Source organism: Croceibacterium ferulae (assembly GCF_003660445.1).
In the GTDB taxonomy this organism is placed as follows: domain Bacteria; phylum Pseudomonadota; class Alphaproteobacteria; order Sphingomonadales; family Sphingomonadaceae; genus Croceibacterium; species Croceibacterium ferulae.
Window position 1 is genome coordinate 211,993 of record NZ_QZVQ01000007.1, and the last position, 21,204, is coordinate 233,196.

A 21,204-nucleotide genomic window follows, 5' to 3' on the forward strand; every position below is an offset into this window, starting at 1 on the left:
ACGCGAGCGCACCCTGCCAGACGTCGCTCAGTTGGAGGTCGTCAGCGCGGCCGGCTCTTCGGACTGGTCCGCCACCGCCGGGCGCGTGCCTTCGCCCGCCAACCTTGTGGAAACCCACCAGGCGGCCGGCAGGCAGAACACCGCCGCGAGGATGACCGTAGTGAGGATCAGCGCCAGCAGCCCAAGCGCGAAGTCACCGCCGCCATCCTCCAGCAACGAACCGGCGTCAGTGAGGAAACCACCAAAAGCGATCGACATCGGCAGACCGCTCGCAATGCATGCGGCGACGACGGCCCGTTTGCGGAGGGACCAGCCCGGCGCGACCAGGTGCAGACCCAGGCCCAGACCCGCGGACAACGCCATCACCACCAGCGCGACGATTACCAGGATCAGTACCACATCCATCACGGCTTCCACTCCCAGCAGCTTGCCGGCGCAGCCTACACGAGGTGTGCTGCCCCGGCAATACACTCAGGCTGTCTGGCGGAACCGGTCGAGGCGGTAGGCGCGAAGGTCAGAGGGTCCAGTTCTCGACCGTCAGGCCGGGCACATCGGCGAAGTCGGCTTCGTTGGCGGTGATGACGATCGCCCCCATACTCAAGGCATGCGCAGCCAGCAGCCGGTCAAAACGTGCCCGCCGGAACGGCAGCTGCGCATAGGTTCGCGCGGCAGCCTCGTCGAACGCCACGAGCGGGATAGCATTGGTGAACGCGTCCAGCACTTCCGGCGATGGCGGTTTGCCGACAAAGGTGCCGTAAGCGACCTCGGCGTAGCTGATGGTGGACAAGGCAATCGTCCCCGCGTTGCATTCCGCGATACGTTGCACCAGCCGGTCATGATCGCCAGCCATGGCATAGACGACGCAATTGGCGTCGATCAGGTACCGGATCACTGTGCACTCTTGTCCAAGGTAATGGGCCGCAGATCGAAATCCTCGCGCGGTGCAAGCCGCGCACCGGGCGCCTTGCCGGCAAACCCGCTCACGTCGATCTTGCGGCTGGGGGCCGACTTGCATCGCAGATGCAATTCTTCGTCAACCCACTGAGCCACCCATTCCTGACCAGGCTGCACACCCAGTCCGGCCGGCACTCGGATGGCCACGGAATTGCCCGACTTGAAACTTCTCGCGGTGTACTGCTCACCCATGCCGACCTCCTGTATATACAGATGTATATACTAGTCGGCGAACAACCGGTCAATCACCACCCGCTCGGCGTTCCACTCGGGCACCGCTTCCGGGCGCATCGGCACCATGAAGCGCTTGCCGTCAGGCCGCTCCACCTCGATGATGTCGCCGGCGCCGTAATTCTCCACCGCAACCACCGTGCCCAGCGGCTCGCCATCTTCGGCGACCACCGCCAGGCCGAGCAGGTCGGCATGGTAATACTCGCCCTCCGCCAGCGGCGGCAGGTGCTCGCGGGGTACGCTCAGCAGCGTGCCGCGCAGCGCCTCGGCCGCATTGCGATCGGCCACTTCGGCAAAGCGGGCGACGGCGCCGCCCTTGCCGTCATCGCGCAGCGCGGTGACGGTCAGCGCGCCGCCATTGAAGGTCTTGTGCGCCTTCAGCGTAGGAAATCCCTCGCCGAACAGCTTCAGCCGCACGTCCCCGGTCACGCCATGCGCGCCGGTGATCACGGCCAGGACGATGGGCTTCTCGCTCATGGAAAAAGCCCCTCCCGCTGCCGGGAGGGGCGATTACCTTCAGCCTTCGGCCGGCGCGTCGGTGCTGGCACCCACGGCGGCGGCATCGCCGGTGGCCGGGGTCTCGCTACCCTCGGCCGGCTCCTGCGAGCTGGTTTCTTCGACCGGAGCAGCCTTGGCGGCAGCTTCGGCCTCGGCAGCTTCGGCGGCCTTGGTCGCACGCTCCTCGGCGCGCTCCTTGGCCTTCTCGCCCGGCTCGGCCTTGTTCGGGTTGTTGCGCGCCGCGCGCTCCTTCACGCCGGCGGCGTCCAGGAAGCGGGCCACGCGGTCGGTCGCCTGCGCGCCGACACCCAGCCAGTAACGCGCACGATCCTCGTTGATCTTCACGCGCTCGGCCGAATCCTTGGGCAGCAGCGGGTTGTAGGTGCCGATCTGCTCCAGATACTTGCCGTCACGCGGGGAGCGGACGTCCGCCACCACGATGCGGTAATAAGGACGCTTCTTCGCACCACCACGCGACAGACGGATCGAAATTGCCATGGTATTCTACCTTTCCAACAATTCTTGAAAGTTCAATTCTTCTTCAGCAGGTTCAACAGGTCCGGCGGCAGCTGCCCGCTCGGCCCCAGGCCCGGCAGGCCGGGCTTGCCACCCGGATTGCCCCCGGGGCTGCCACCCATGCCGCCGGCGCCCAGCCCCGGCATGGCGGCATCGAGCCCGCCCTTGCCGAACAGGGCGCCCAGGCCCTTCAGCCCGCCCATCTTCTTGATCTGCTTCATGGCGCGGCCCATTTCCTGGTGCATCTTCAACAGCTTGTTGACGTCCTGCACCGATGTGCCGCTACCCGCCGCCACGCGCTTCTTGCGCTTGGCGTTCAGCAGTTCGGGATGGGTCCGCTCCTTCTTGGTCATGGATCCGATGATCGCGTCCATGTGCAGCAGCACCTTGTCGTCCATGCCGCTGGACGCCATCGCCTGCTTGGCCTTCTTCATGCCCGGCATCATGCCGGCCAGCATGCCCAGGCCGCCCATCTTCTGCATCTGCATCAGCTGCGTGCGCAGGTCGTTCATGTCGAACTGACCCTTCATCATGCGCTGGGCCAGCTTGTCAGCGTCCTCGGCGTCCACCGCCTGCGCGGCGCGTTCCACCAGGCTGACGACATCGCCCATGCCCAGGATGCGGCCCGCCACGCGGCCGGGATGGAACGGCTCGATCGCGTCCAGCTTCTCGCCCGTGCCGGCAAACTTGATCGGCTTGCCGGTCACCGCCCGCATGGACAGCGCCGCACCGCCGCGCGCATCGCCGTCCATCCGGGTCAGCACCACGCCGGTCAGCGGCACTTCGCCGCTGAAGCTCTGCGCCACGTTCACCGCATCCTGCCCGGTCAGCGCATCGACCACCAGCAGCACTTCGGTCGGCGCGGAGACGGAGGCGACCGCCTTCATCTCCGCCATCAGCGCCTCGTCCACGTGCAGGCGGCCCGCGGTATCGAGCATCAGCACGTCCACCGCCTGCAGCTTGGCGCTTTCCAGCGCGCGGCGGGCAATGTCGACCGGCTGCTGCCCCACGATGATCGGCAGCGTGGCGACCTGCGCCTGCTCGCCCAGCACCTTCAGCTGCTCCTGCGCCGCCGGACGGTTGACGTCCAGGCTGGCCATCATGACCTTCTTGCCGTGCTTGGTCCGCAGCAGCTGCGCGATCTTGGCAGTGCTGGTCGTCTTGCCCGAGCCCTGCAGGCCGACCATCATGATCACCGCCGGCGGGCGCACGTCCAGCTGCAGCGGCACGGCCTCGCCGCCACTCTCCCCGGCGCCTTCGCCGCCCAGCATGGCCACCAGCTCGTCATTGACGATCTTGACGACCTGCTGCCCGGGCGTGACCGACTTCAGGACCTGCTGGCCCACGGCCTTCTCGGTGACGCGGGCGATGAAGTCGCGGGCGACCGGCAGCGCGACGTCGGCCTCCAGCAGGGCGACGCGCACTTCGCGCATGGCCTCGCGCACATCGGCCTCGCCCAGCGCACCGCGGCCGCGCAGGCGGTCGAACACACCATTCAGGCGATCGGACAGTGTGTCGAACATGGCCTCACCTCGCTTGTTGCCGCCCCGGGGCCGGGGCTGAGCGCTACTACCGCCCCATGCGGGGCCAAATGCCAAAAACGCCGGCGGACGAAACCTCGTCAGCCAGCGTGCAGCCCAAAACTGTGTGACCATCGCCTGCAAGGTGCCTGCGGTGGTCGGTAATCGGAGGAAATGGTGGAGCCTAGCGGGATCGAACCGCTGACCTCTACAATGCCATTGTAGCGCTCTCCCAGCTGAGCTAAGGCCCCGTCCATTTCATCGCCGCTGCCCTGGGAGGCGGCGGCTACCGGACCGTATCGGCCCGGGGTGGAGCGCCCTTTATGGGCACTCCGTCCGGTACGCAAGAGGCAAAATCAATTGTCCTCGTCATCGTCGTCGGAAGCGCCGGCCACGCCCAGATCGTCGTCGCCGCCCAGATCCACGTCGTTGTCGGGCGAATCCGAATCCTCGTCGATGTCGCCCAGCTCGTCATCCTCGCTGAGGTCGGAGTCCTGCTCCTCGACAACCTTCTTCTTCTCTTCCTCGTAGGGAATCGGCTGCTTGCTCTTCAGCACCGGCTCCGCATACCACTCGTTGCGGCACTCGATGCACACGATCGGGCTGTCATTGCCCAGATCGTAAAAACGTTCTGCACATTTCGGGCAGGTGCGCTTGGTGCCCCATTCAGGCTTCACCATGGATTGGTCCTCTTGGACGCCAGGCCGCTGGTGGCGGCGCCGGGCGGAAAAAACATCGGTCGCATGCTTGATGGAAACCGCCCGCCCGCTTTGCAAGGCCGCGCATGGCAGGCCCGCGCCCGCGGGGGCGGCGATCAAGAGCGGCGCGCCTTGCCACAGGGCACCCCCGCTGTCAAAAGCCGGCCGCCCGTCATAGCATGAAAGCCATCGCCCTGCACGCTTCGCCCCACGCTTCCCCGGCGCCTCGCCGCTTCCTGCCCGCCGGCCCCTTGCGCGGGCGCATCCGCGTGCCGGGCGACAAGTCGATCAGCCACCGCTCCATCATGCTGGGTGCGCTTGCCGTGGGGGAGACCACCGTTACCGGCCTGCTGGAAGGGGAAGACGTCCTCGCCACCGCCGCCGCCATGCGCGCCATGGGCGCGACGGTGGAGCGGCGGGATGACGGCACCTGGTCGATCCACGGCACCGGCGTCGGCACCCTGCTGCAACCGGCGGGCGCGCTGGACATGGGCAATTCGGGCACCTCCACCCGCCTGCTGATGGGCCTGGTCGCCAGCCACCCGATCACCGCCACCTTTGTGGGCGATGCCAGCCTGTCGCGCCGCCCGATGGGCCGCGTGATCGAACCCCTGTCGCAGATGGGCGCCGACATCACCGCCGGCCCCGGCGGCACCCTGCCGCTGATGCTGCGCGGGATCAGCCCGGCCGTGCCGATCAGCTATCGCCTGCCCGTCGCCTCGGCCCAGGTGAAGAGCGCGGTGCTGCTCGCCGGCCTCAACACCGCCGGCATCACCACCGTGATCGAACCCGTGCCCACCCGCGACCATTCGGAACGCATGCTGCGCGGCTTCGGGGCGGATCTGTGGGTGGAGGAGGAGAACGGGACACGCGTGATCCGCCTGCGTGGCGAGGCCGACCTCAAGCCGCAGACCATCACCGTTCCCGGCGATCCGTCCTCCGCCGCCTTCTTCGCGGTCGCCGCGCTGCTGGTGCCGGGCAGCGACCTCGTGATCGAGAATGTCGGCCTCAACCCCACCCGCGCCGCGCTGTTCACCGTGCTGCGCCAGATGGGCGGCAGCATCACCGAGCTGAACTCGCGCGAAGTTGGCGGGGAGCCGGTCGCCGACCTGCATGTGCGCCACTCGCCCCTGACCGGCGTGGAAGTCGACCCCGCCCTCGCCCCTGCCATGATCGACGAGTTTCCCATCCTGTTCGTCGCCGCCGCGCTGGCGCAGGGCATGACCGTGACCACCGGCCTGGAAGAACTGCGCGTCAAGGAATCGGACCGCCTTGCCACCATGGCCGCGGCCCTCGGCATCGCCGGCGCCCGCGTCACCGAACAGGCGGACGGCCTCACCATCCACGGCACCGGCGGCGATCCGCTGCCGGGCGGGGCGCAAGCCGTCGCCACCCGGCTCGACCATCGCATCGCCATGAGCATGGCGGTCGCCGGCCTCGTCAGCCAGGGCGGCGTGGAGGTGGACGACACCGCCCCCATCGCCACCAGCTTTCCCACCTTCCAGCACCTGCTGGACAGCGCGACCGGCGGGCAATGAGCGCCCCCCTGATCATCGCCGTCGACGGCCCTACCGCCAGCGGCAAGGGCACCGTGGCCAAGGCGCTGGCCACGCATTACGGCCTGCCGCATCTCGACACCGGGCTGCTGTACCGCGCGGTCGGCTGGCAATGCGCGCGCAATGGCGGCAATCCGGACGATCCCGCCGCCGCCTTTGCCGCCACCAGCTTCACCGATGCGCTGCTGGTGGAGGACGAGCTGCGCAGCGAGGCGACCGGCGGCCTCGCCAGCCGCGTCTCCGTACACCCGGCCGTGCGCCAGGCGCTGTTCGACCGGCAGCGCGCCTTTGCCCTGCAAGCGGGGGGCGCCGTGCTGGACGGGCGCGACATCGGCACGGTGATCGCGCCGGAAGCCACCGCCAAGCTGTTCGTGACCGCCAGCGTGGAGGCGCGCGCCGAACGCCGCTGGAAGGAGATGCAGGGCCGGGGAGAGGATCACTCCCTTGCCACGATCGAGGACGATCTGCGCCGCCGCGACGAACGCGACCGCACCCGGGCGGAGGCGCCGCTGCTGCCCGCCGCCGATGCCGTGATCCTCGACACCTCCGCGCTGGACCGCGCCGCCGCCATCAGCGCCGCGATCGCGCTGGTGGAACAGGCCCGGCGCTGAGCCTGCGAGTAACGGGGCAGGCCTTCACCTGCCCCGCATCACCTCACAACCCGTCGACGCTCTTGCTGACCAGGATGTTCACCGCCACGCGGCGGTTCTGCGCCCGGCCTTCTTCCGTGCTGTTATCCGCCAGCGGATCGGCCATGGCCATGCCGGTCGGCGTCAGCATGCGATACGGCGCCCAGCCGCAACGCTGCTGCAGGTAGTTCACCACCCGGCCTGCGCGACGCTCGCTCAGCTCCTGGTTGAAGTCCTCGTCGCCGACATTGTCGGTGTAGCCGACGACCAGCAGCAAGGCATTGGGCGTTGCCTCCGCCTGCTGCGCCGCCGTGCACAGGTCGGCCTGCCCCTGCGGGCTCAGCGCCCACTTGCCCGTGTCGAAGTACACGTTGGCGGTGCCACGGATATTGTACTTGTCGATATCGCCCAGCCGGCCGCGCAGCGCCTCGGTCGCGGCGGTCTGCTCGGCAAAGCCCTGCGCGGTGCCGGTGCGGATCATGCTGGCGGTGCGCAGATCGTTGTTCTTCAGACTGACCCGGCTCGCCACCAGCTGGCCGGCCCACTGCACCGTGCGCACCGTCACCGGCAATCCGTTCAGCAGCTGCTGCGTGGCCAGGGTATCGCGGTCCAGGCCCAGAAAGCCGCCGGTGCCGTAGATCTCGGTCCCTTCGCTCAGCACCACCTCGCTGCTGGTTTCGTCCTCGCCCATCAGGCGCAGGCGGTTGCCTTCGCGGGCAGCGATCATGCCCTTGAGTTCCGGACCGGCCTCATATTCCGACAGATCGGCCGGCGGCGCGGCGACCACCGTTGCCGCCACGTCATTCGTTGCCGCCGCGTCATCGGTCGTCCGACCTACCACTTGCTGCGCCGACACGCTGCCCGCCATCGGCAGGGCCAGCGCCGACAACAGCACCACAAGCTTTCGCTTCGACTTCACTGCACTCATAACCCTCATCCTTTTCATCTTCCGTGCGGCCGCCCGGCACCGTCGCTGTTCGACTGTTCCGCCCCCTGTTCGTTGCGGATTGCATGACCGGGCAGGCCACGATTGATTGGCAAGGCGGCTTGGGTGTTCAGCCTGACCTGTCCGCCACATGAACGCCCATCCTGCAACTCGGCCCCCGCCGGTCACCCGCCCGCTCCATGCGGTGAGTTGCTGCCCTTGGCAGACCGCCGGCGCGCCTACAGCAGCGTGCGGATATGCTTCACCTGCTTCCTGAATTCATGGAACGGCTCCAGATCGTCTGCCTGCAAAGTGTCGTACAGGGCGAAGCACCGGCGGACATATTCCTCCAGCCCGATCGACCGGTAACTTCCCGCCGCGCGGAACTCGTACCGGCCGGGAACCCCCACATTCTCGCCGATCTCGGGATAGACGGCGAAGATGGCGCTGTTGGCCAGATTGTCATGCGGGATCAGGTCGGACCGGCAAGGCGGCAGGTCCAGGCTCTCCAGCAGCGCCGATGCCATGTCATATAGCGGCCGGATGCGCGGATGATTGTACGAATACATGAACGCGCTGCTGCGACCCCAGTCGCGAAAATACGACCGGATATTCAGGCCCGATGCGGCGAATTCCGCAATCAGGCGCTCCCTCTCCCCGGACCACACGCCGAAATATCCGCACCGCTCGAAGAACGGCCCGTTGAAGTAGGACAAGGCCCCTGCCGCCCCGATCCCCTGCAGGTAGCATGCGAAGGCGATCGCCGAATGGTAATGGCTGACGGGTCCGCCCAGCGGCCGACCGCGATTGTGGAGGTAGATCAGGTCGGGATGGTACCCGCGGAAGGTGATGATCGGCAGCTGCACATGCCGGCCGATCCGCTCCACCTTCGCCTTGGGCACCTCGGCCCGGATGGCCGGATAGATCAGCAGCCGATCATACCCGCGCATCCCGGCATTCGCGCGCCAGCGTTGCGCCTTGAACTTGCCCGGGTCCAGCGGGGTAACCGCAACATCCGGCGCCTGCGCCTGCAGGCAGTTCGCCAGGCCCACCGTCTGGCAGTTGGACATGACCAGCCAGCGCTCCACCACCGTCACCCTCGTGCCGCGTCGAGGACGTCTTCATCGCAGATCACGCTGCGGCTCGCCTGATGATCGTCGAACAACGAAACCGGCGGCACAGCCCCGCTGCCGCCCTCCGCCGTGTAGTTGTGCATGAAGCAGCGCATGGCGTGCGCCACGCCCAGCGCATTCACCTCCCTGTGGTCGGGGCCATAATAGAGCCCGCCGGCGAAGCTGCCCGTGATGATCTCGTATGACGGAAAGTAGTCGACCCAGTCATGTTCGCGGATCGCCATGTCCGCCGCAATGCGCAGGACGGACTTGCTATACGCATTCGACAACAGCACCGAACGGTCCTCATACGTCGCCATCAGCGGCACCGGCGACACGGTCAGCAGGACCTTGGCCGCCGGGTTGACGGCATGAAACCTGGTCAGGAACTCGCGCAAGGCGGCATATGTCTCCTCCAGCGTGAAGTTGACGAATTCGTGCCGCTCCGGATCGAACGCGCCCCCGACCACCCCGGGTGCGGAGGAGAACACGGTACCGTCGGCGCGCGATCGCCACGCCTCCGTCAGCCCCAGCGTGAAGATGAAGACATCCGCCTGCTCGAACATGCGCCTGACGCACCGGAGATGCCGGGCCCGGTCCTGCAGCACGCACTCGGCCGAGGCGAAACCGCGCGGATCGACCTGCTGCCGCAGCGGGTCGACATACCGTCCATCAGGCCGCTGCCACGCATCGGGCGGGCCTTCCCGCTCACCGAACGCTTCCTCGAACAACTGCAGCAGTTGCACGGTGGTGTAGATGTTGCCGAACCGTGCGGGAAACAGGCCATATCCGGCGGCGGCCCGCTCCTCCTCCGGCAGGTCGCTGCCGTCCTCTGTCACCAGATAGCGGTATCCCGAACGGCTGATCCTGCGGGAGATATGCTGGGCAAAGCAGCTGCCGGCCGTCGCCACCCGTGCCTCCGTGGTGACGGCGAAGCGCGGCCGCGTCACCGGATCCACCAGATGCGCCTCTACGGCCGACACCGACCGGCGCCAGAACTGATAGGTCTGCAGGTCGCTATAGGGATGCCGGGGTACCGGAGGATGCATGCTGGACCCTTGCGCTTGCGCCATTCTGACGGTGTGGCGTTCCGGGTTGCTAAACCACTTGGCGCCGCATCCACAAGCTCCACCGCGACGCCGAACCATTTTCCTACACGCACCTTTCGCGCCTACGCCCCCGCGCATGAGCAACCGCCGCAATACCAGCCGCCCCCGCCACAAGGTCTGGACACCTTACCTGAAACTGCCGCCCTTCCTTCCCGTCCCGCTGCGCGCCCGCAGGGATGGCTGGACCCCGGCAAGGCAGGCCCGTTTCATCGCCCAGCTCGTGAAAAGCGCCTGCGTGCGGAAGGCCGCACAGGCCATCGGCCTCAGCCGCGAATCCGCCTACCGCCTGCGCAGGCATCCCGCCGCCGGCTCTTTCCGCGCCGCGTGGGACACCGCGATCAGCGGAAAACAGCAGGCCCGCTGGAAGTTCACACAGGCCGAGGCGCGCGACCTGGCCGTCGATGGTCCATTCCACATCGCGCTCCATCGCGGCCAGCCCTGCTCCATCCGGAGAAAACCCGATGATTCCAGGCTGTTGAGCTACGTCACCCGGCTCGACCGGCTGCTCACCCACCTCTCGCAGACGCAGGAGGACGACCTGCTGGCATGGGCTGCCCGCCAGCCACATCTGCGCCGTTTGGTGTAAGCTTCGCCGCCCTGCCGCCGCCTTCGCCAGCCTTGCTTTCGCGCCCCGTTTCGCCTATGTGCCGGCCCGTCTGATGGGGCTTGCATGTCCGGTCCGGCGAAGCGGGGCCGCGCCAGACGGCCTGTTGCAGGTCATCGTCCGGGGCGCTTGCCCGGTCCATTCAGGGCCGCTGCCCGCGCCTTCGACCCTGCCCTCCCCCGCCCGCCAGATCGCTGCAATGCCTTCGACGATGCCTTGCCGGTATTCGGCCTGCAGGGCGGATCGGCCAAGCAAGACCGGCGGAGACAACCGCCTGGCCGGAAAAAACGTAAAAGACAGGATACCACTCCTTTATGGCATCTACCGCCACCCCCAGCCGCGACGATTTCGCGGCTCTCCTTGATGAACAGCTCGGCGGCGCCGACGGCGGCTTCGAAGGCCGCGTCGTCCACGGTACCGTCACCGCGATCGAGAACGGCATGGCCGTCATCGATGTCGGCCTGAAGAGCGAAGGCCGCATCTCCCTGCGCGAATTCATGCGTGGCGAGGACGACCACGGCCTGACCGTGGGTTCCGAAGTCGAAGTCTATGTCGACCGCGTCGAGAACGCCGACGGCGAAGCCATGCTCAGCCGTGACCGCGCCCGTCGCGAAGCCGCGTGGGACAAGCTGGAAAGCGAATTCGGCGAAGGCAAGCGCGTCGAAGGCCGCATCTTCGGCCGCGTCAAGGGCGGCTTCACCGTCGACCTGGACGGCGCCGTGGCCTTCCTGCCCGGCTCGCAGGTCGATATCCGCCCCGTGCGCGATGTCACCCCGCTGATGGACGTGCCGCAGCCGTTCCAGATCCTCAAGATGGATCGCCGCCGCGGCAACATCGTCGTGTCGCGTCGCGCCGTGCTGGAAGAAACCCGTGCGGAACAGCGCAGCGAACTGATCGACCGTCTGGCCGAAGGTCAGGTGATCGAAGGCGTGGTGAAGAACATCACCGATTACGGCGCCTTCGTGGATCTGGGCGGCATCGACGGCCTGCTGCATGTCACCGACATGAGCTACAAGCGCGTCAACCACCCCTCGGAAGTGATCAATATCGGTGACACCGTCACCGTGCAGATCATCCGCATCAATGCCGATACCCAGCGCATCAGCCTCGGCATGAAGCAGCTGGAAAGCGATCCGTGGGAAGGCGTCGCCGCCAAGTACCCCGTCGGCCTGAAGACCAGCGGCACCGTCACCAACATCACCGAATATGGCGCCTTCGTGGAGCTGGAAGCCGGGATCGAGGGTCTGGTCCACGTCTCCGAAATGAGCTGGACCAAGAAGAACGTGCACCCGGGCAAGATTGTCTCCACCTCTCAGGAGGTCGAGGTCATGGTGCTCGAGGTCGACAGCGACAAGCGCCGGATCAGCCTGGGCCTGAAGCAGGCACAGCGCAATCCGTGGGACGAGTTCGCCGACAGCCACCCGATCGGCACCGTTGTCGAAGGTGAAGTCAAGAACGCGACCGAGTTCGGCCTGTTCGTCGGCCTGCCGGGCGACGTGGACGGCATGGTCCACATGTCCGACATCGCCTGGGGCATCTCGGGCGAGGACGCGCTGGCGCTGCACCGCAAGGGCGAGTCGGTCCAGGCCGTCGTGCTTGACGTGGATGTGGAAAAGGAGCGCATCAGCCTCGGCATGAAGCAGCTGGAAAAGGGTGCACCGGCCGCCGGTGTCGCCGCTTCCTCCGGCAGCCTGCGCCGCAACGAAGTCGTCACCGTCACCGTGCTGGAAGTGCGCGACGGTGGTCTGGAAGTCCAGGCGGGCGAGGATGGGGCCACCGGCTTCATCAAGCGTTCGGATCTGGGCCGCGACCGTGACGAGCAGCGTCCTGACCGCTTCCAGGCGGGCCAGAAGATCGACGCGCTGGTCATCGGTTTCGACCGTTCCAAGAAGCCGAACTTCTCCATCAAGGCGCGTCAGATCGCCGAAGAGAAGCAGGCCGTTGAACAGTACGGTTCGTCCGATTCGGGCGCGTCGCTGGGCGACATCCTGGGCGAGGCCCTGAAGCGCCAGTAAGCGCCTCAGGCTTGTTCTGACGAAAGGCCCGTCCGCTCACCAGAGCGGGCGGGCCTTTCCGTTTGATGGTGGCGCGCCTAGCTGGGGCGCATGACCCTGCAACTGCACACCTTCCCCGCCCTGTCCGACAATTACGGCTTCCTGCTGCACGATCCCGCCACCGGCGAAACCGCCTGCATCGACACGCCCGACGGCGCGGAATGCCTGAAGCAGGCGGCGCTGAAAGGCTGGCGCATCACGCAGGTGTGGAACACGCACTGGCACGCCGATCACACGCAGGGGAACCTGGCGATCAGGCAGGCCACCGGCTGCACCGTGATCGCTCCTGCGGCGGAGGCGCACCGCATCGAAGGCGTGGACCGCACCGTCGCACCGGGCGACACCCTGATGCTGGGCGAATGGCAGGCAGATGTGTTTGCAGCCGGTGGCCACACGCTGGGCCACATCGCCTACCACCTCCCCGCCGCCGCCATCGTCTTTGTCGGCGACTGCCTGTTCGCGCTGGGCTGCGGTCGCATGTTCGAAGGGACGCCGGAACAGTTCTGGGCCAGCCTGCAACGCATCGCCGCGCTGCCGCCGGAAACCACGGTCTGCGGCGCCCACGAATACAGCGCCGCCAATGCCCGCTTCGCGCTCCACGCTGATCCCGACAATGAAGCGCTACAAGCCTATGCGCAGGAGATTACCGCCAGGCGTGAACGCGGCGAGCCGACCGTGCCCTTCCCGCTTGACCGGGAACTCGCAACCAACCCGTTCCTGCGCGCCGCCGACCCCGCGACCTTTGCCGCCCTGCGCGCCGCCAAGGACACCTACTGACCCGGATAGGGCTTCGCCTTCAGCAGCCCGGCCAGGTGCGCGGCATTGCCGGCGACCATCGCCGCCGTCTCGCTCACCTTGTCGGGCACCGCATCCAGATCCTTGAAATCGGTCGAGCCCATCGCCTCGCCCACCCAGTAGCAGGCGGCGACGGCCGGAATGGTCCAGCCGGTGTCGTTCAGGCTCTGGAACAGCTGCGCGGTGCTGAAATGGGCGCCATCCTCGTTCCCCACGATCGCCGCCACGGCCACCTTGCCATAGCTGGGCATGCGCCCGGCATCGTCGGTTTCGGAAAGGAAGGCGTCCATCCGCTCCAGCACCCGCTTGGCGACCGAGCCGATCTGGCCCATCCAGATAGGGCCGCCGAAGATCAGGATGTCATGCGCCAGGATCTTCTCCCTCAGCGCCGGCCAGGCATCGCCGTCACCCTCGTCGGAGGTGACGCCGGGCTTCACATCGTGGTCGGCAACGCGCAGCACCTCCGTCAGTTCGACGTCGTGCTGCCTGAAGGCATCGGCCAGCACGCCGATCATGCGGTCCGTGCTGCTGTCCTCCCCGGTGCTGGGTTTCAGGGTGCAGTTGATGGCGATGGCAGTAAGGGCCACAAGAAAACTCCCGCGCTGATAGATCAGCAGCGGGAGCGTTTCAGGGGCAGTCGCAGTTCCGAACACCTGCGAAAAGTTAAAGCGCGGCGATCGCCTCGTCCACCAGCCGGCGGTCGGCGCCGGCATCGTGGCGCTGCGTGATCAGCTCCCGCGATGCGACGGTCGCGGCACGGGCGGCGCGGTCGCGCAGCTCGTCCACGGCGGCGCGTTCGGCGGCGGCGATGCGGTCTTCCGCCATGCGCTCGCGCCGGGCGATCAGTTCGGTCGTGTCGCTCTCCGCCTGCGTCAGCAGCGCATCCGCCTCGCGCCGCGCATTGGCGAGCATGTTGGCGGCGTCCTGCTCCGCACCGGCGATACGGCGGGCATATTCGTCGCGCAGGGCTTCCGCCTCCGCGCGCAGCTTCTTGGCCTCGTCCAGCTGGGTGCGGATCGCGGCAATACGGCCGTCCAGCCCGCCGGCGATCTTGCGGTGCACCTTGGCGCCGAAGACCGCGATCAGGATCAGGATCAGCATCGCCAGCGAAACCCACTGGAAGGGCGCCAGGCCCAGCAGTTCGGGTTCGACATGCACCACATTGCCATGCTGGGTGGTGGCGTGCAGCGCGGGGTCGGCCTCGCTGGTGGCGAAGACGTGGGGTGCGTTAGCCATGGGCCAGAGCCTTTCTGACGGCATGATGCGCGGCATCGCCATCCACATCGATGCCGGCGATGCGTGCAACGATGCCCTGCGTCGCCTCGCTGGCGACCTGCTCGATCTCGGCCGCAGCGGCGGTGCGCGCGGCGTCGATGCGCTGCTCGGCCTGCGCCAGGCGGGCATCCAGACTGGTCTTGATACCGGCCAGACGCTGCTCGGCATCGCGCTTGGACTGGTCGCGCGCCTCGTTCACCAGCGCCTGCGCTGCTTCACGGTTCGCGGTTTCGCGGGTGCGCCAGGCTTCCTCGCGCGTGTCGGCTTCGTCCCGCGCGGCCTGGGCCACGGCAAGGTCGTCGCCGATGCGCCGGTCGCGGTCGGCCATGGTGTCCATCACGCGCGGCAGCATGCCGCGGCCGATGATGAAGAATGCCAGGGCGAAGATCACCAGCAGCCAGAAGATCTGGCTGGAATAGGTGCCTGCGAGCTGTTCGATCTGGGGCATGGTTCGCCTAGCCGGGGAAAATCATCATTTCGTCAGCCACCGTCCGGCGCCGCCACGCGGCACCGGACAGGCGGCATGATCGCGCAACGCTTACTGGAAGATCAGCAGCGCGGCGACGACGAAGGCCAGCAGGCCCAGCAGCTCGGCACCGGCGAAGCCGATGAACAGGCGACCCTGCTGCGCGTCGGCAGCACCCGGGTTGCGCAGCGCGCCTTCCAGGAACTTGGCGAACACATTGCCCACGCCGATGGAGGCGAGGCCGCAACCGATGGCAGCGAGACCGGCGCCGAGCAGCTTGGCGGCTTCAGGTTCCATGATAAAACTCCTTGCAGATTGAAAAGGTTGGGCAGATTGAACGGGTTAGTGAAGGTTTTCGGCGTCGTTGATATACAGCGACGTCAGCAGAGCGAAGACATAGGCCTGAATGCCGGCCACCAGGATCTCCAGCGCGCAGATGCCGACCATCAGCGCCAGGCTGGGCAGCCCGATGAAGATGCCATAGCCGATTCCGGCGTTGCCGCCAGAGATCACGAAGGACGACAGCACTTCCAGCAGCACGTGCCCGGCCATCATTGCCACGAACAGTCGCAGGCCCAGGCTGAACGGACGCACCATGAAGGAGATGAGCTCGATCGGGGCGATGATCGGCGCCATCCACCACGGAGTGCCGTGCGGCAGGAACAGGCTGAAGAAGTGCAGGCCGTGCTTGGCAAAGCCCACGATCAGCACGATGGAGAAGGACAGCACCGCCAGCACGCCGGTCACGGTGAAGTGGCTGGTGAAGGTGAACGGGTGCACGCCCACCACGCCCAGCGGCATCAGCCCCAGCATGTTGGCGAACAGGATGAACATGAACAGCGTGAAGATGTAGGGCACATATTTGCGCCCCGCCGGGCCGACGTTGGCCAGCAGCATGTCGTCGATGAAGCCGGTGAAGGTCTCCACCGCCATCTGCCAGCGGCCCGGCACCAGCGACCGCTTCATGCCACCCAGCATGAACAGCCACAGCACGACGGCGCTGATCGCCATCCACAGCGCACTGTTGGTGAAAGAAATGTTGTAGCCCGCCAGCTCCCAGTTCGCGGAGCCGAAGATCGGCTCGATCGTGAACTGGTGCATCGGATCGACCTTGGCCGGTTCGGCTGCCACGTTAACGTCCTTCGTTCATTGCCGCCCTGCGAACGGGGCGTCGCCAAGAAAGTCGGCGCCGTTCCTGCACCCTTCGCGTATCGTCGCGGGTTCAGTCAGGGCGCCGGCTCGAAATCCGAATGATATTCCTGAAGGCCACCACTATCCCCAGGGACAGCATGATCAACAGGCCCCAAGGCCCGGTGCCGGCGAAGTGATCGATCACCCAGCCGATTACCAAGCCACCCAGGATCCCGCCGAGCAGTTCCGCCAGCACCCGGTTGCCAAGCTTGTAGGAAGCGTCGGCGCCGGTACCGCGCGGACGATTGCGCTCCTCTTCACGCTCCTGCGCGGCCTTAAGCCGCTGCCCGAGCGCGTCGATCCTCGCATCCCCCCCGTCAGGTTCCCGAGCGGACTGGTCGTCGTTCATCACCGGTTCCCTTACCTGGGCAACGACGTGACAGACGGCCTGCCCGCCTGGGGCGCCGATCCCGTAGGCGGGCTGCACCCCCAAGTCAACACGCCGCCGGCCGTGATCCTTACCTTGCGATCAACCCCAGCGCCCGCAAGGAGACATGTCCTTCGCGCCCGATGATGACATGGTCATGCAGCGCGATCCCCATGTGCTGCGCCACCGTGGCGATATGATTGGTCAGCTGGATATCGGCCTGGCTCGGCTTCGGATTGCCGCTGGGGTGATTGTGCACCAGAATCAACGCCGCCGCGCCGATATTCGCCCCCTTCAGCACCACCTCGCGGGCATAGACCGCAGCCTCGTTCACCGTGCCGTCGCTGAACAGATGATCGTCGATCAGCCCGTTGCGCGAATCCAGATACAGCACCCGCACGCGCTCCGTCGTCAGGTGCGCCATGTCGATGGAAAGGTAATCCACCAGCGCCTGCCAGTTGCCCAGCACCGGGCGCGCTTTCGCCTGACCCTTGGCCATCCGCCGGGCAGCGACCGCGGCAATGCGCAGCGCGCCGATGCCGCCCTCGCCCATGCCCTTCACCTGCCGCAGCAGCACGGGATCGGCATCCAGCACGGCGCCCAGGCTGCCGAAGCGGCGCAGCAGTTCCTTCGCCAGCGGCTTGGTATCGCCGCGCGGATTGGCGCCGAACAGCAGGAACTCGATCACCTCGTAATCCGCCAGCGCATCCGGCCCGCCGGTGATCAGCCGCTGGCGCAGCCGCGCACGGTGGCCCGCCGCGCCATCCACCCTGGCGGGCACGGCAGGCGTATCGTCCAGGGGCAGAAGCGGCGCGACCATCGCAAGACGCATTGCCTTTGCCGATGCTTGCTTGCAAGTGGACGCCGATGGCCGACGATGTCGCATCCGATCCCGAGGCCGCCGCATCGCCGGAAGTGCCGCCACGCGGCCGCATTGGCTGCTGGGCGGCTGTCGCCATGCTCGTGTTCCTGCTGGGCAGCCTGCTGTTCCTATGGCTCAGCCGAGAGCGCATCGCCGGCGACATCATCACCGATCTGCTGGACGACAACCGCATCCAGGCGACCTACCGCATCGAAAGCATCGGCCCGCGCCAGCAGGTGCTGGCCGATGTGGTGGTGGGCGACCCCGCCCGGCCCGATCTGACCGTCGAGCGGATCGTGGTCCGGATCGGCCCCCGCCTGGGTACGCCGGCGCTGGAATCGGTGCGGCTGATCCGCCCGCGCCTGTACGGCACTTACACGGATGGCCAGCTCAGCTTCGGTGCGCTCGACCCCCTTCTGTTCGAAGGCGAGCGGACCGGCCCCTTTACCCTGCCCGACCTGCGGCTGGCGGTGGAGGACGGGCGCGGCCTGCTGACCGGCAATGATGGCCGGCTGGGCATCAGCCTGGCCGGCAGCGGCTGGCTGCGCGATGGCTGGACGGGAGAGATCGCCGCGATCACCCCGCGATGGGCGCAAGCCGGCTGCACGGCCACCGATGCCAGCCTGTATGGCCGCCTGTCGATCCGCAACGCTCGCCCGCACATCGCCGGGCCGCTGCGGCTCGGCCGGCTGGCCTGCCCCGATGCCGGGATCGCGCTCGCCGGCGTGACCGCCCCGCTGGACGTGACCGCGGAACAGGCGCTGGACGGGTTCAGCGGCCGCGCGCAACTCGCCAGTGGCGCCACCACCCTGCCGCAGGTGACGGCGCGCGGCACGGAAGGCACGCTGCGCTTCACCTGGCGCAAGGATGCGCTGACCGCCGATTACCAGCTGACCGGCACGCAGGTGCAGGCCGGCGGGGTCGCGCTGGCGAGCCTGGCGCTGGAAGGTGCGCTGCGCACGCGTGGCGGGTTGCAGCGCGTCGAGCTGGAGGCGGATGCCAGCGCGGCCGGCATCGCGCTCGGCTCCGCGCCGGACCGCGCCCTCGCCGGCGCGCAGGCCGGCACGCGCAACACCCTGCTCTACCCCCTGCTGGGCCAGATGCGCCGCACCCTGGCGCGTGAGACGCCGGGCAGCACCCTGACGGGGAACCTGATCGCCCGCCGCGTGCCGGGGGCAGACGATGCCGGCGAGCCCACGCTCACTTTGCTGGTACCATCCGCCACCCTGCGGGGCGGCAGCGGGGACACGCTGCTGCGGGTGTCGCGCGTGCAGCTGGTCGATGGCGGGGGGCAGCCGCTGCGCTGGTCGGGCAACATGCTGACCGGGGGCGATCTGCCGCGCATCAATGCCCGGGTGGAACAGGCGCGCGATGGCGGGCTGGAACTGGTCGGCAGCATGGCCCCCTGGCGCGTGGGCGACAGCAGCCTGGCCGTGCCGCGCCTGACGCTGGCCCATGCCGGCGGTGGCAGCTGGCGCTTCGCGGGGGCCATCCAGGCCAGCGGCGCCCTGCCCGGCGGCAGCGCCCGCAATCTCCAGGTGCCGCTGGACGGCACATGGTCGCGCCGCGGCGGCCTGGCCATGTGGCGCGGCTGCACCGATCTGCGGTTCGATGCGCTGGCCTACGCCAATCTTGCGCTCGACCGGCGGCGCCTGACCCTGTGCCCGCCGCGCGGGGTGCCGATCCTGCGCCTGTCCCCCGGTGGCCGGCTGGCGGTGGCGGCGGGCGCACCGGCGCTGCAGCTGACCGGCCGGCTGGGGGAGACACCCATCGCCATCGACAGCGGCCCGGTCGGCTTCGCCTGGCCCGGCACGCTGACCGCGCGCGCCGTGACCGTGGCGCTCGGCCCGCGGGACACCGCCACCCGCTTCGTGCTGACCGGCCTGACCGCGCAACTGGGGCAGGAGCTCGGCGGCACCTTTGCCGGCACCGATGTGCTGCTCAACGCGGTCCCGCTCGACATTCGGGACGGGGCCGGCACCTGGCGCTATGCGGGCGGGCAGCTGACGCTCGCCGATGGCAGCTTCCGGCTGGAGGATCGGGCGCCGGTCGACCGCTTCAACCCGCTGGTGGCGCGCGGTGCCACCCTGTCGCTGCTCGACAACCGCATCACCGCCGATGCGCTGCTGCGCGAACCTGCCAGCGACCGGGCGATCACCCGCGTGGCCATCGCGCACGACCTTGCCACCGGCGCCGGCCGGGCCGACCTGGCGGTGGACCGGATCACCTTCGACAAGGGGCTGCAGCCGGTGACGCTGACCCCGCTGGCGCTGGGCGTGGTGGCCGATGTGGCGGGCGACGTCACGGGCGACGGGCTGATCGAATGGAATGAAACCGGCGTCAGCAGCACCGGCACCTTCACCACCGACGATCTGGACCTCGCCGCCGCCTTCGGCCCGGTGACGGGCGCGTCCGGCACCATCGCTTTTGCCGATCTGCTGGGCCTGACCACCGCGCCGGACCAGGTGCTGCGCATCGCCACGGTCAATCCGGGGATCGAGGTGGTCGACGGCGTGATCCGCTATGCCCTGCGGAACGGAGAAGCGTTGACGGTGCATGAGGGGCAGTGGCCATTCTTCGGCGGCCGGCTGGTCATGCAGCCGGTGACCATCAGGTTCGGCGTGCCGGAAGTGCGGCGCTACACCTTCGAGATCACCGGCCTGGATGCCGCACGCTTCGTGACCAATTTGGGCATGTCCAACCTGTCCGCCACCGGCACGTTCGACGGCACGATGCCGATCGTGTTCGACGCCGCCGGCAATGGCCAGCTGGCGGGCGGGCTGCTGGTGTCCAACGCGCCCGGTGGCAATGTCTCCTATGTCGGCGAACTGACATACGAGGACCTGTCGCCCATCGTGAACTTCGCCTTCGATTCGCTGCGCTCGCTCGATTACGAGAAGATGAGCATCCAGCTGGACGGCAGCCTGACGGGGGAGATCGTGACCCGGGTCAGCTTCGACGGGATCAGCCAGGGCGAAGGGGCGAGCAGCAACTTCATCATCCGCAAGCTCGCCAGCCTGCCTTTGCGCTTCATCGTCAATGTGCGCGCGCCGTTCCTGTCGCTGATCGGCTCGGTCCGATCGCTCTACGACCCCACCGCCATCCGCGATCCCCGTACGCTGGGGCTGCTGCCCACGGATGGAAATTCACAATTCACCGACGGGATCGCACGTCCCGACCCGATTATTCAGCCTTCCGAAAGTGAGCCCGTGCCATGACGCTGCTTGAATTGACCTGCCGGCGCCCGCATCTACCTGCCAACAAGACGTGGCACAGACCTGCGCGATGCTGGCCGGTTGCCCCGCTTGCGATGCTGCTGGCCGGCTGCATCACGGTCAACGCACCAGAGGAGCCGATCGTGATCGAGCTGAACATCAACATCAAACAGGAAGTGATCTATCGCCTGGCGGCAGATGCCGGCACCGCGATCGATCAGAACGCAGAGATATTCTGATGACCCGCATCCGTCCTACCCTGTTCACCCTGGCCGCACTTGCCGGCCTGGCCCTGGCCGCCCCGGCCAGTGCGCAGCGCGACCCGGCCTACGAGGCTGCCCGTTCCGCAGGCACCGTGGGCGAGCGGACGGATGGTTACCTGGCCGCGATCGGCGGCGATGGGGCGTTGCGCAAGATGGTGGACGACATCAACATCCGCCGCCGCGCCATCTATGCCCGCCGCGCGCAGGCCGAAGGTGCCACGATGGAGGAATACAGCTTCACCGCAGGCTGCATCGCCATCGGCCGGACCCGACCCGGCGAAAAGTACCAGGCACCCGACGGCAGCTGGCAGACCCGCGGCAATGGCGCGCCCCAGCGCGACCCCCGCTGCCCCGGCTGAGTCGG

The 21,204-nt window shown here is 67.7% G+C and carries 25 protein-coding genes and 1 tRNA gene; 8 read left to right on the top strand and 18 right to left on the bottom strand.

The window, feature by feature from the left end:
* Nucleotides 1-27: 27 nt before the first annotated feature.
* The 8 genes from D5S08_RS09870 to D5S08_RS09905 form a co-directional block, all read right to left on the bottom strand.
* Complete coding sequence (locus tag D5S08_RS09870; RefSeq protein ID WP_126665532.1) at nt 28-405, bottom strand: hypothetical protein; 378 nt, start codon at nt 403-405, stop codon at nt 28-30.
* A gap of 109 nt (nt 406-514) precedes the next feature.
* Nucleotides 515-892: a type II toxin-antitoxin system VapC family toxin gene (locus tag D5S08_RS09875; protein WP_175578914.1), complete on the bottom strand. Its 378-nt coding sequence runs from the start codon at nt 890-892 to the stop codon at nt 515-517.
* Nucleotides 889-1,146: a hypothetical protein gene (locus tag D5S08_RS09880; protein WP_121118010.1), complete on the bottom strand. Its 258-nt coding sequence runs from the start codon at nt 1,144-1,146 to the stop codon at nt 889-891. Before D5S08_RS09880 ends, D5S08_RS09875 begins: the two co-directional genes overlap by 4 nt.
* 30 nt (nt 1,147-1,176) lie before the next feature.
* On the bottom strand, nt 1,177-1,662 hold the full coding sequence (gene rimM, locus D5S08_RS09885; protein ID WP_121118012.1) for a ribosome maturation factor RimM: 486 nt from the start codon (nt 1,660-1,662) through the stop codon (nt 1,177-1,179).
* A 39-nt stretch (nt 1,663-1,701) separates the two neighbouring features.
* Nucleotides 1,702-2,181: a 30S ribosomal protein S16 gene (gene rpsP / locus D5S08_RS09890; protein WP_121118014.1), complete on the bottom strand. Its 480-nt coding sequence runs from the start codon at nt 2,179-2,181 to the stop codon at nt 1,702-1,704.
* 32 nt (nt 2,182-2,213) lie between these two features.
* Nucleotides 2,214-3,722 (bottom strand): signal recognition particle protein, encoded by a 1,509-nt coding sequence (gene ffh / locus D5S08_RS09895; RefSeq protein ID WP_121118016.1) that lies wholly within the window; start codon nt 3,720-3,722, stop codon nt 2,214-2,216.
* Nucleotides 3,723-3,894: 172 nt separating this feature from the next.
* Nucleotides 3,895-3,970: transfer RNA gene (locus tag D5S08_RS09900), tRNA-Ala, on the bottom strand.
* Nucleotides 3,971-4,075: 105 nt separating this feature from the next.
* Entirely contained in the window at nt 4,076-4,399 is a 324-nt protein-coding gene (locus D5S08_RS09905) for a TIGR02300 family protein (protein WP_121118170.1), read from the bottom strand.
* Nucleotides 4,400-4,596: 197 nt separating this feature from the next.
* On the opposite strand from D5S08_RS09905, the gene aroA reads away from it, so the two are divergent.
* Nucleotides 4,597-5,955, top strand: coding sequence for a 3-phosphoshikimate 1-carboxyvinyltransferase (gene aroA, locus D5S08_RS09910; protein ID WP_175578919.1), 1,359 nt, complete (start codon nt 4,597-4,599; stop codon nt 5,953-5,955).
* 8 nt (nt 5,956-5,963) lie between these two features.
* Nucleotides 5,964-6,584: a (d)CMP kinase gene (gene cmk, locus D5S08_RS09915; protein ID WP_121118174.1), complete on the top strand. Its 621-nt coding sequence runs from the start codon at nt 5,964-5,966 to the stop codon at nt 6,582-6,584.
* 43 nt (nt 6,585-6,627) lie between these two features.
* Here the strand turns inward: cmk and D5S08_RS09920 are convergent, their stop codons facing one another.
* From D5S08_RS09920 to D5S08_RS09930, 3 genes are all read right to left on the bottom strand, one after another.
* Nucleotides 6,628-7,530 (bottom strand): OmpA family protein, encoded by a 903-nt coding sequence (locus tag D5S08_RS09920; protein ID WP_121118018.1) that lies wholly within the window; start codon nt 7,528-7,530, stop codon nt 6,628-6,630.
* Nucleotides 7,531-7,766: 236 nt separating this feature from the next.
* Nucleotides 7,767-8,615 carry a WcbI family polysaccharide biosynthesis putative acetyltransferase gene (locus D5S08_RS09925; protein WP_126665533.1) on the bottom strand — a complete coding sequence of 283 codons (849 nt, stop codon included), beginning with the start codon at nt 8,613-8,615 and terminating at the stop codon, nt 7,767-7,769.
* 5 nt (nt 8,616-8,620) lie between these two features.
* On the bottom strand, nt 8,621-9,688 hold the full coding sequence (locus D5S08_RS09930) for a GSCFA domain-containing protein (RefSeq protein WP_121118022.1): 1,068 nt from the start codon (nt 9,686-9,688) through the stop codon (nt 8,621-8,623).
* Between the two features lie 136 nt (nt 9,689-9,824).
* On the opposite strand from D5S08_RS09930, the gene D5S08_RS09935 reads away from it, so the two are divergent.
* From D5S08_RS09935 to gloB, 3 genes are all read left to right on the top strand, one after another.
* Nucleotides 9,825-10,334 carry a hypothetical protein gene (locus D5S08_RS09935; protein WP_121118024.1) on the top strand — a complete coding sequence of 170 codons (510 nt, stop codon included), beginning with the start codon at nt 9,825-9,827 and terminating at the stop codon, nt 10,332-10,334.
* A gap of 332 nt (nt 10,335-10,666) precedes the next feature.
* The gene (rpsA, locus tag D5S08_RS09940) at nt 10,667-12,367 is read left to right on the top strand and encodes a 30S ribosomal protein S1 (protein WP_121118026.1); all 1,701 of its coding nucleotides are present in this window, start codon (nt 10,667-10,669) and stop codon (nt 12,365-12,367) included.
* A gap of 90 nt (nt 12,368-12,457) precedes the next feature.
* Complete coding sequence (gene gloB, locus D5S08_RS09945) at nt 12,458-13,183, top strand: hydroxyacylglutathione hydrolase (RefSeq protein WP_121118028.1); 726 nt, start codon at nt 12,458-12,460, stop codon at nt 13,181-13,183.
* Here the strand turns inward: gloB and D5S08_RS09950 are convergent.
* The 7 genes from D5S08_RS09950 to radC form a co-directional block, all read right to left on the bottom strand.
* A complete protein-coding gene (locus tag D5S08_RS09950) occupies nt 13,177-13,788 on the bottom strand; it encodes a flavodoxin family protein (RefSeq protein WP_121118176.1) in 612 nt (203 codons plus the stop codon). The genes gloB and D5S08_RS09950 overlap by 7 nt on opposite strands.
* 76 nt (nt 13,789-13,864) lie before the next feature.
* Complete coding sequence (locus D5S08_RS09955; RefSeq protein ID WP_121118030.1) at nt 13,865-14,437, bottom strand: F0F1 ATP synthase subunit B family protein; 573 nt, start codon at nt 14,435-14,437, stop codon at nt 13,865-13,867.
* The gene (locus D5S08_RS09960; protein WP_121118032.1) at nt 14,430-14,924 is read right to left on the bottom strand and encodes a F0F1 ATP synthase subunit B family protein; all 495 of its coding nucleotides are present in this window, start codon (nt 14,922-14,924) and stop codon (nt 14,430-14,432) included. Before D5S08_RS09960 ends, D5S08_RS09955 begins: the two co-directional genes overlap by 8 nt.
* A 90-nt stretch (nt 14,925-15,014) precedes the next feature.
* Nucleotides 15,015-15,239 carry a F0F1 ATP synthase subunit C gene (locus D5S08_RS09965; RefSeq protein WP_039094371.1) on the bottom strand — a complete coding sequence of 75 codons (225 nt, stop codon included), beginning with the start codon at nt 15,237-15,239 and terminating at the stop codon, nt 15,015-15,017.
* A gap of 45 nt (nt 15,240-15,284) precedes the next feature.
* Nucleotides 15,285-16,043 (bottom strand): F0F1 ATP synthase subunit A, encoded by a 759-nt coding sequence (locus tag D5S08_RS09970; RefSeq protein ID WP_421757460.1) that lies wholly within the window; start codon nt 16,041-16,043, stop codon nt 15,285-15,287.
* A 121-nt stretch (nt 16,044-16,164) separates the two neighbouring features.
* Nucleotides 16,165-16,482, bottom strand: a complete 318-nt coding sequence (locus D5S08_RS09975) for an AtpZ/AtpI family protein (protein WP_121118178.1) — start codon at nt 16,480-16,482, stop codon at nt 16,165-16,167.
* A gap of 109 nt (nt 16,483-16,591) precedes the next feature.
* The gene (gene radC / locus D5S08_RS09980; RefSeq protein WP_121118036.1) at nt 16,592-17,320 is read right to left on the bottom strand and encodes a RadC family protein; all 729 of its coding nucleotides are present in this window, start codon (nt 17,318-17,320) and stop codon (nt 16,592-16,594) included.
* A gap of 47 nt (nt 17,321-17,367) precedes the next feature.
* Here radC and D5S08_RS09985 point away from each other — a divergent pair, with 47 nt between their 5' ends.
* Genes D5S08_RS09985 through D5S08_RS09995 form a run of 3 tightly spaced genes read left to right on the top strand, consistent with a single transcriptional unit; the run spans nt 17,368 to nt 21,199 of the window.
* Complete coding sequence (locus tag D5S08_RS09985; protein WP_121118038.1) at nt 17,368-20,580, top strand: intermembrane phospholipid transport protein YdbH family protein; 3,213 nt, start codon at nt 17,368-17,370, stop codon at nt 20,578-20,580.
* Nucleotides 20,577-20,816 (top strand): YnbE family lipoprotein, encoded by a 240-nt coding sequence (locus tag D5S08_RS09990; protein WP_121118040.1) that lies wholly within the window; start codon nt 20,577-20,579, stop codon nt 20,814-20,816. Before D5S08_RS09985 ends, D5S08_RS09990 begins: the two co-directional genes overlap by 4 nt.
* Complete coding sequence (locus tag D5S08_RS09995) at nt 20,816-21,199, top strand: YdbL family probable chaperone protein (protein ID WP_121118042.1); 384 nt, start codon at nt 20,816-20,818, stop codon at nt 21,197-21,199. The genes D5S08_RS09990 and D5S08_RS09995 overlap by 1 nt, the downstream gene beginning before the upstream one ends.
* The last annotated feature ends 5 nt before the right edge of the window (nt 21,200-21,204 follow it).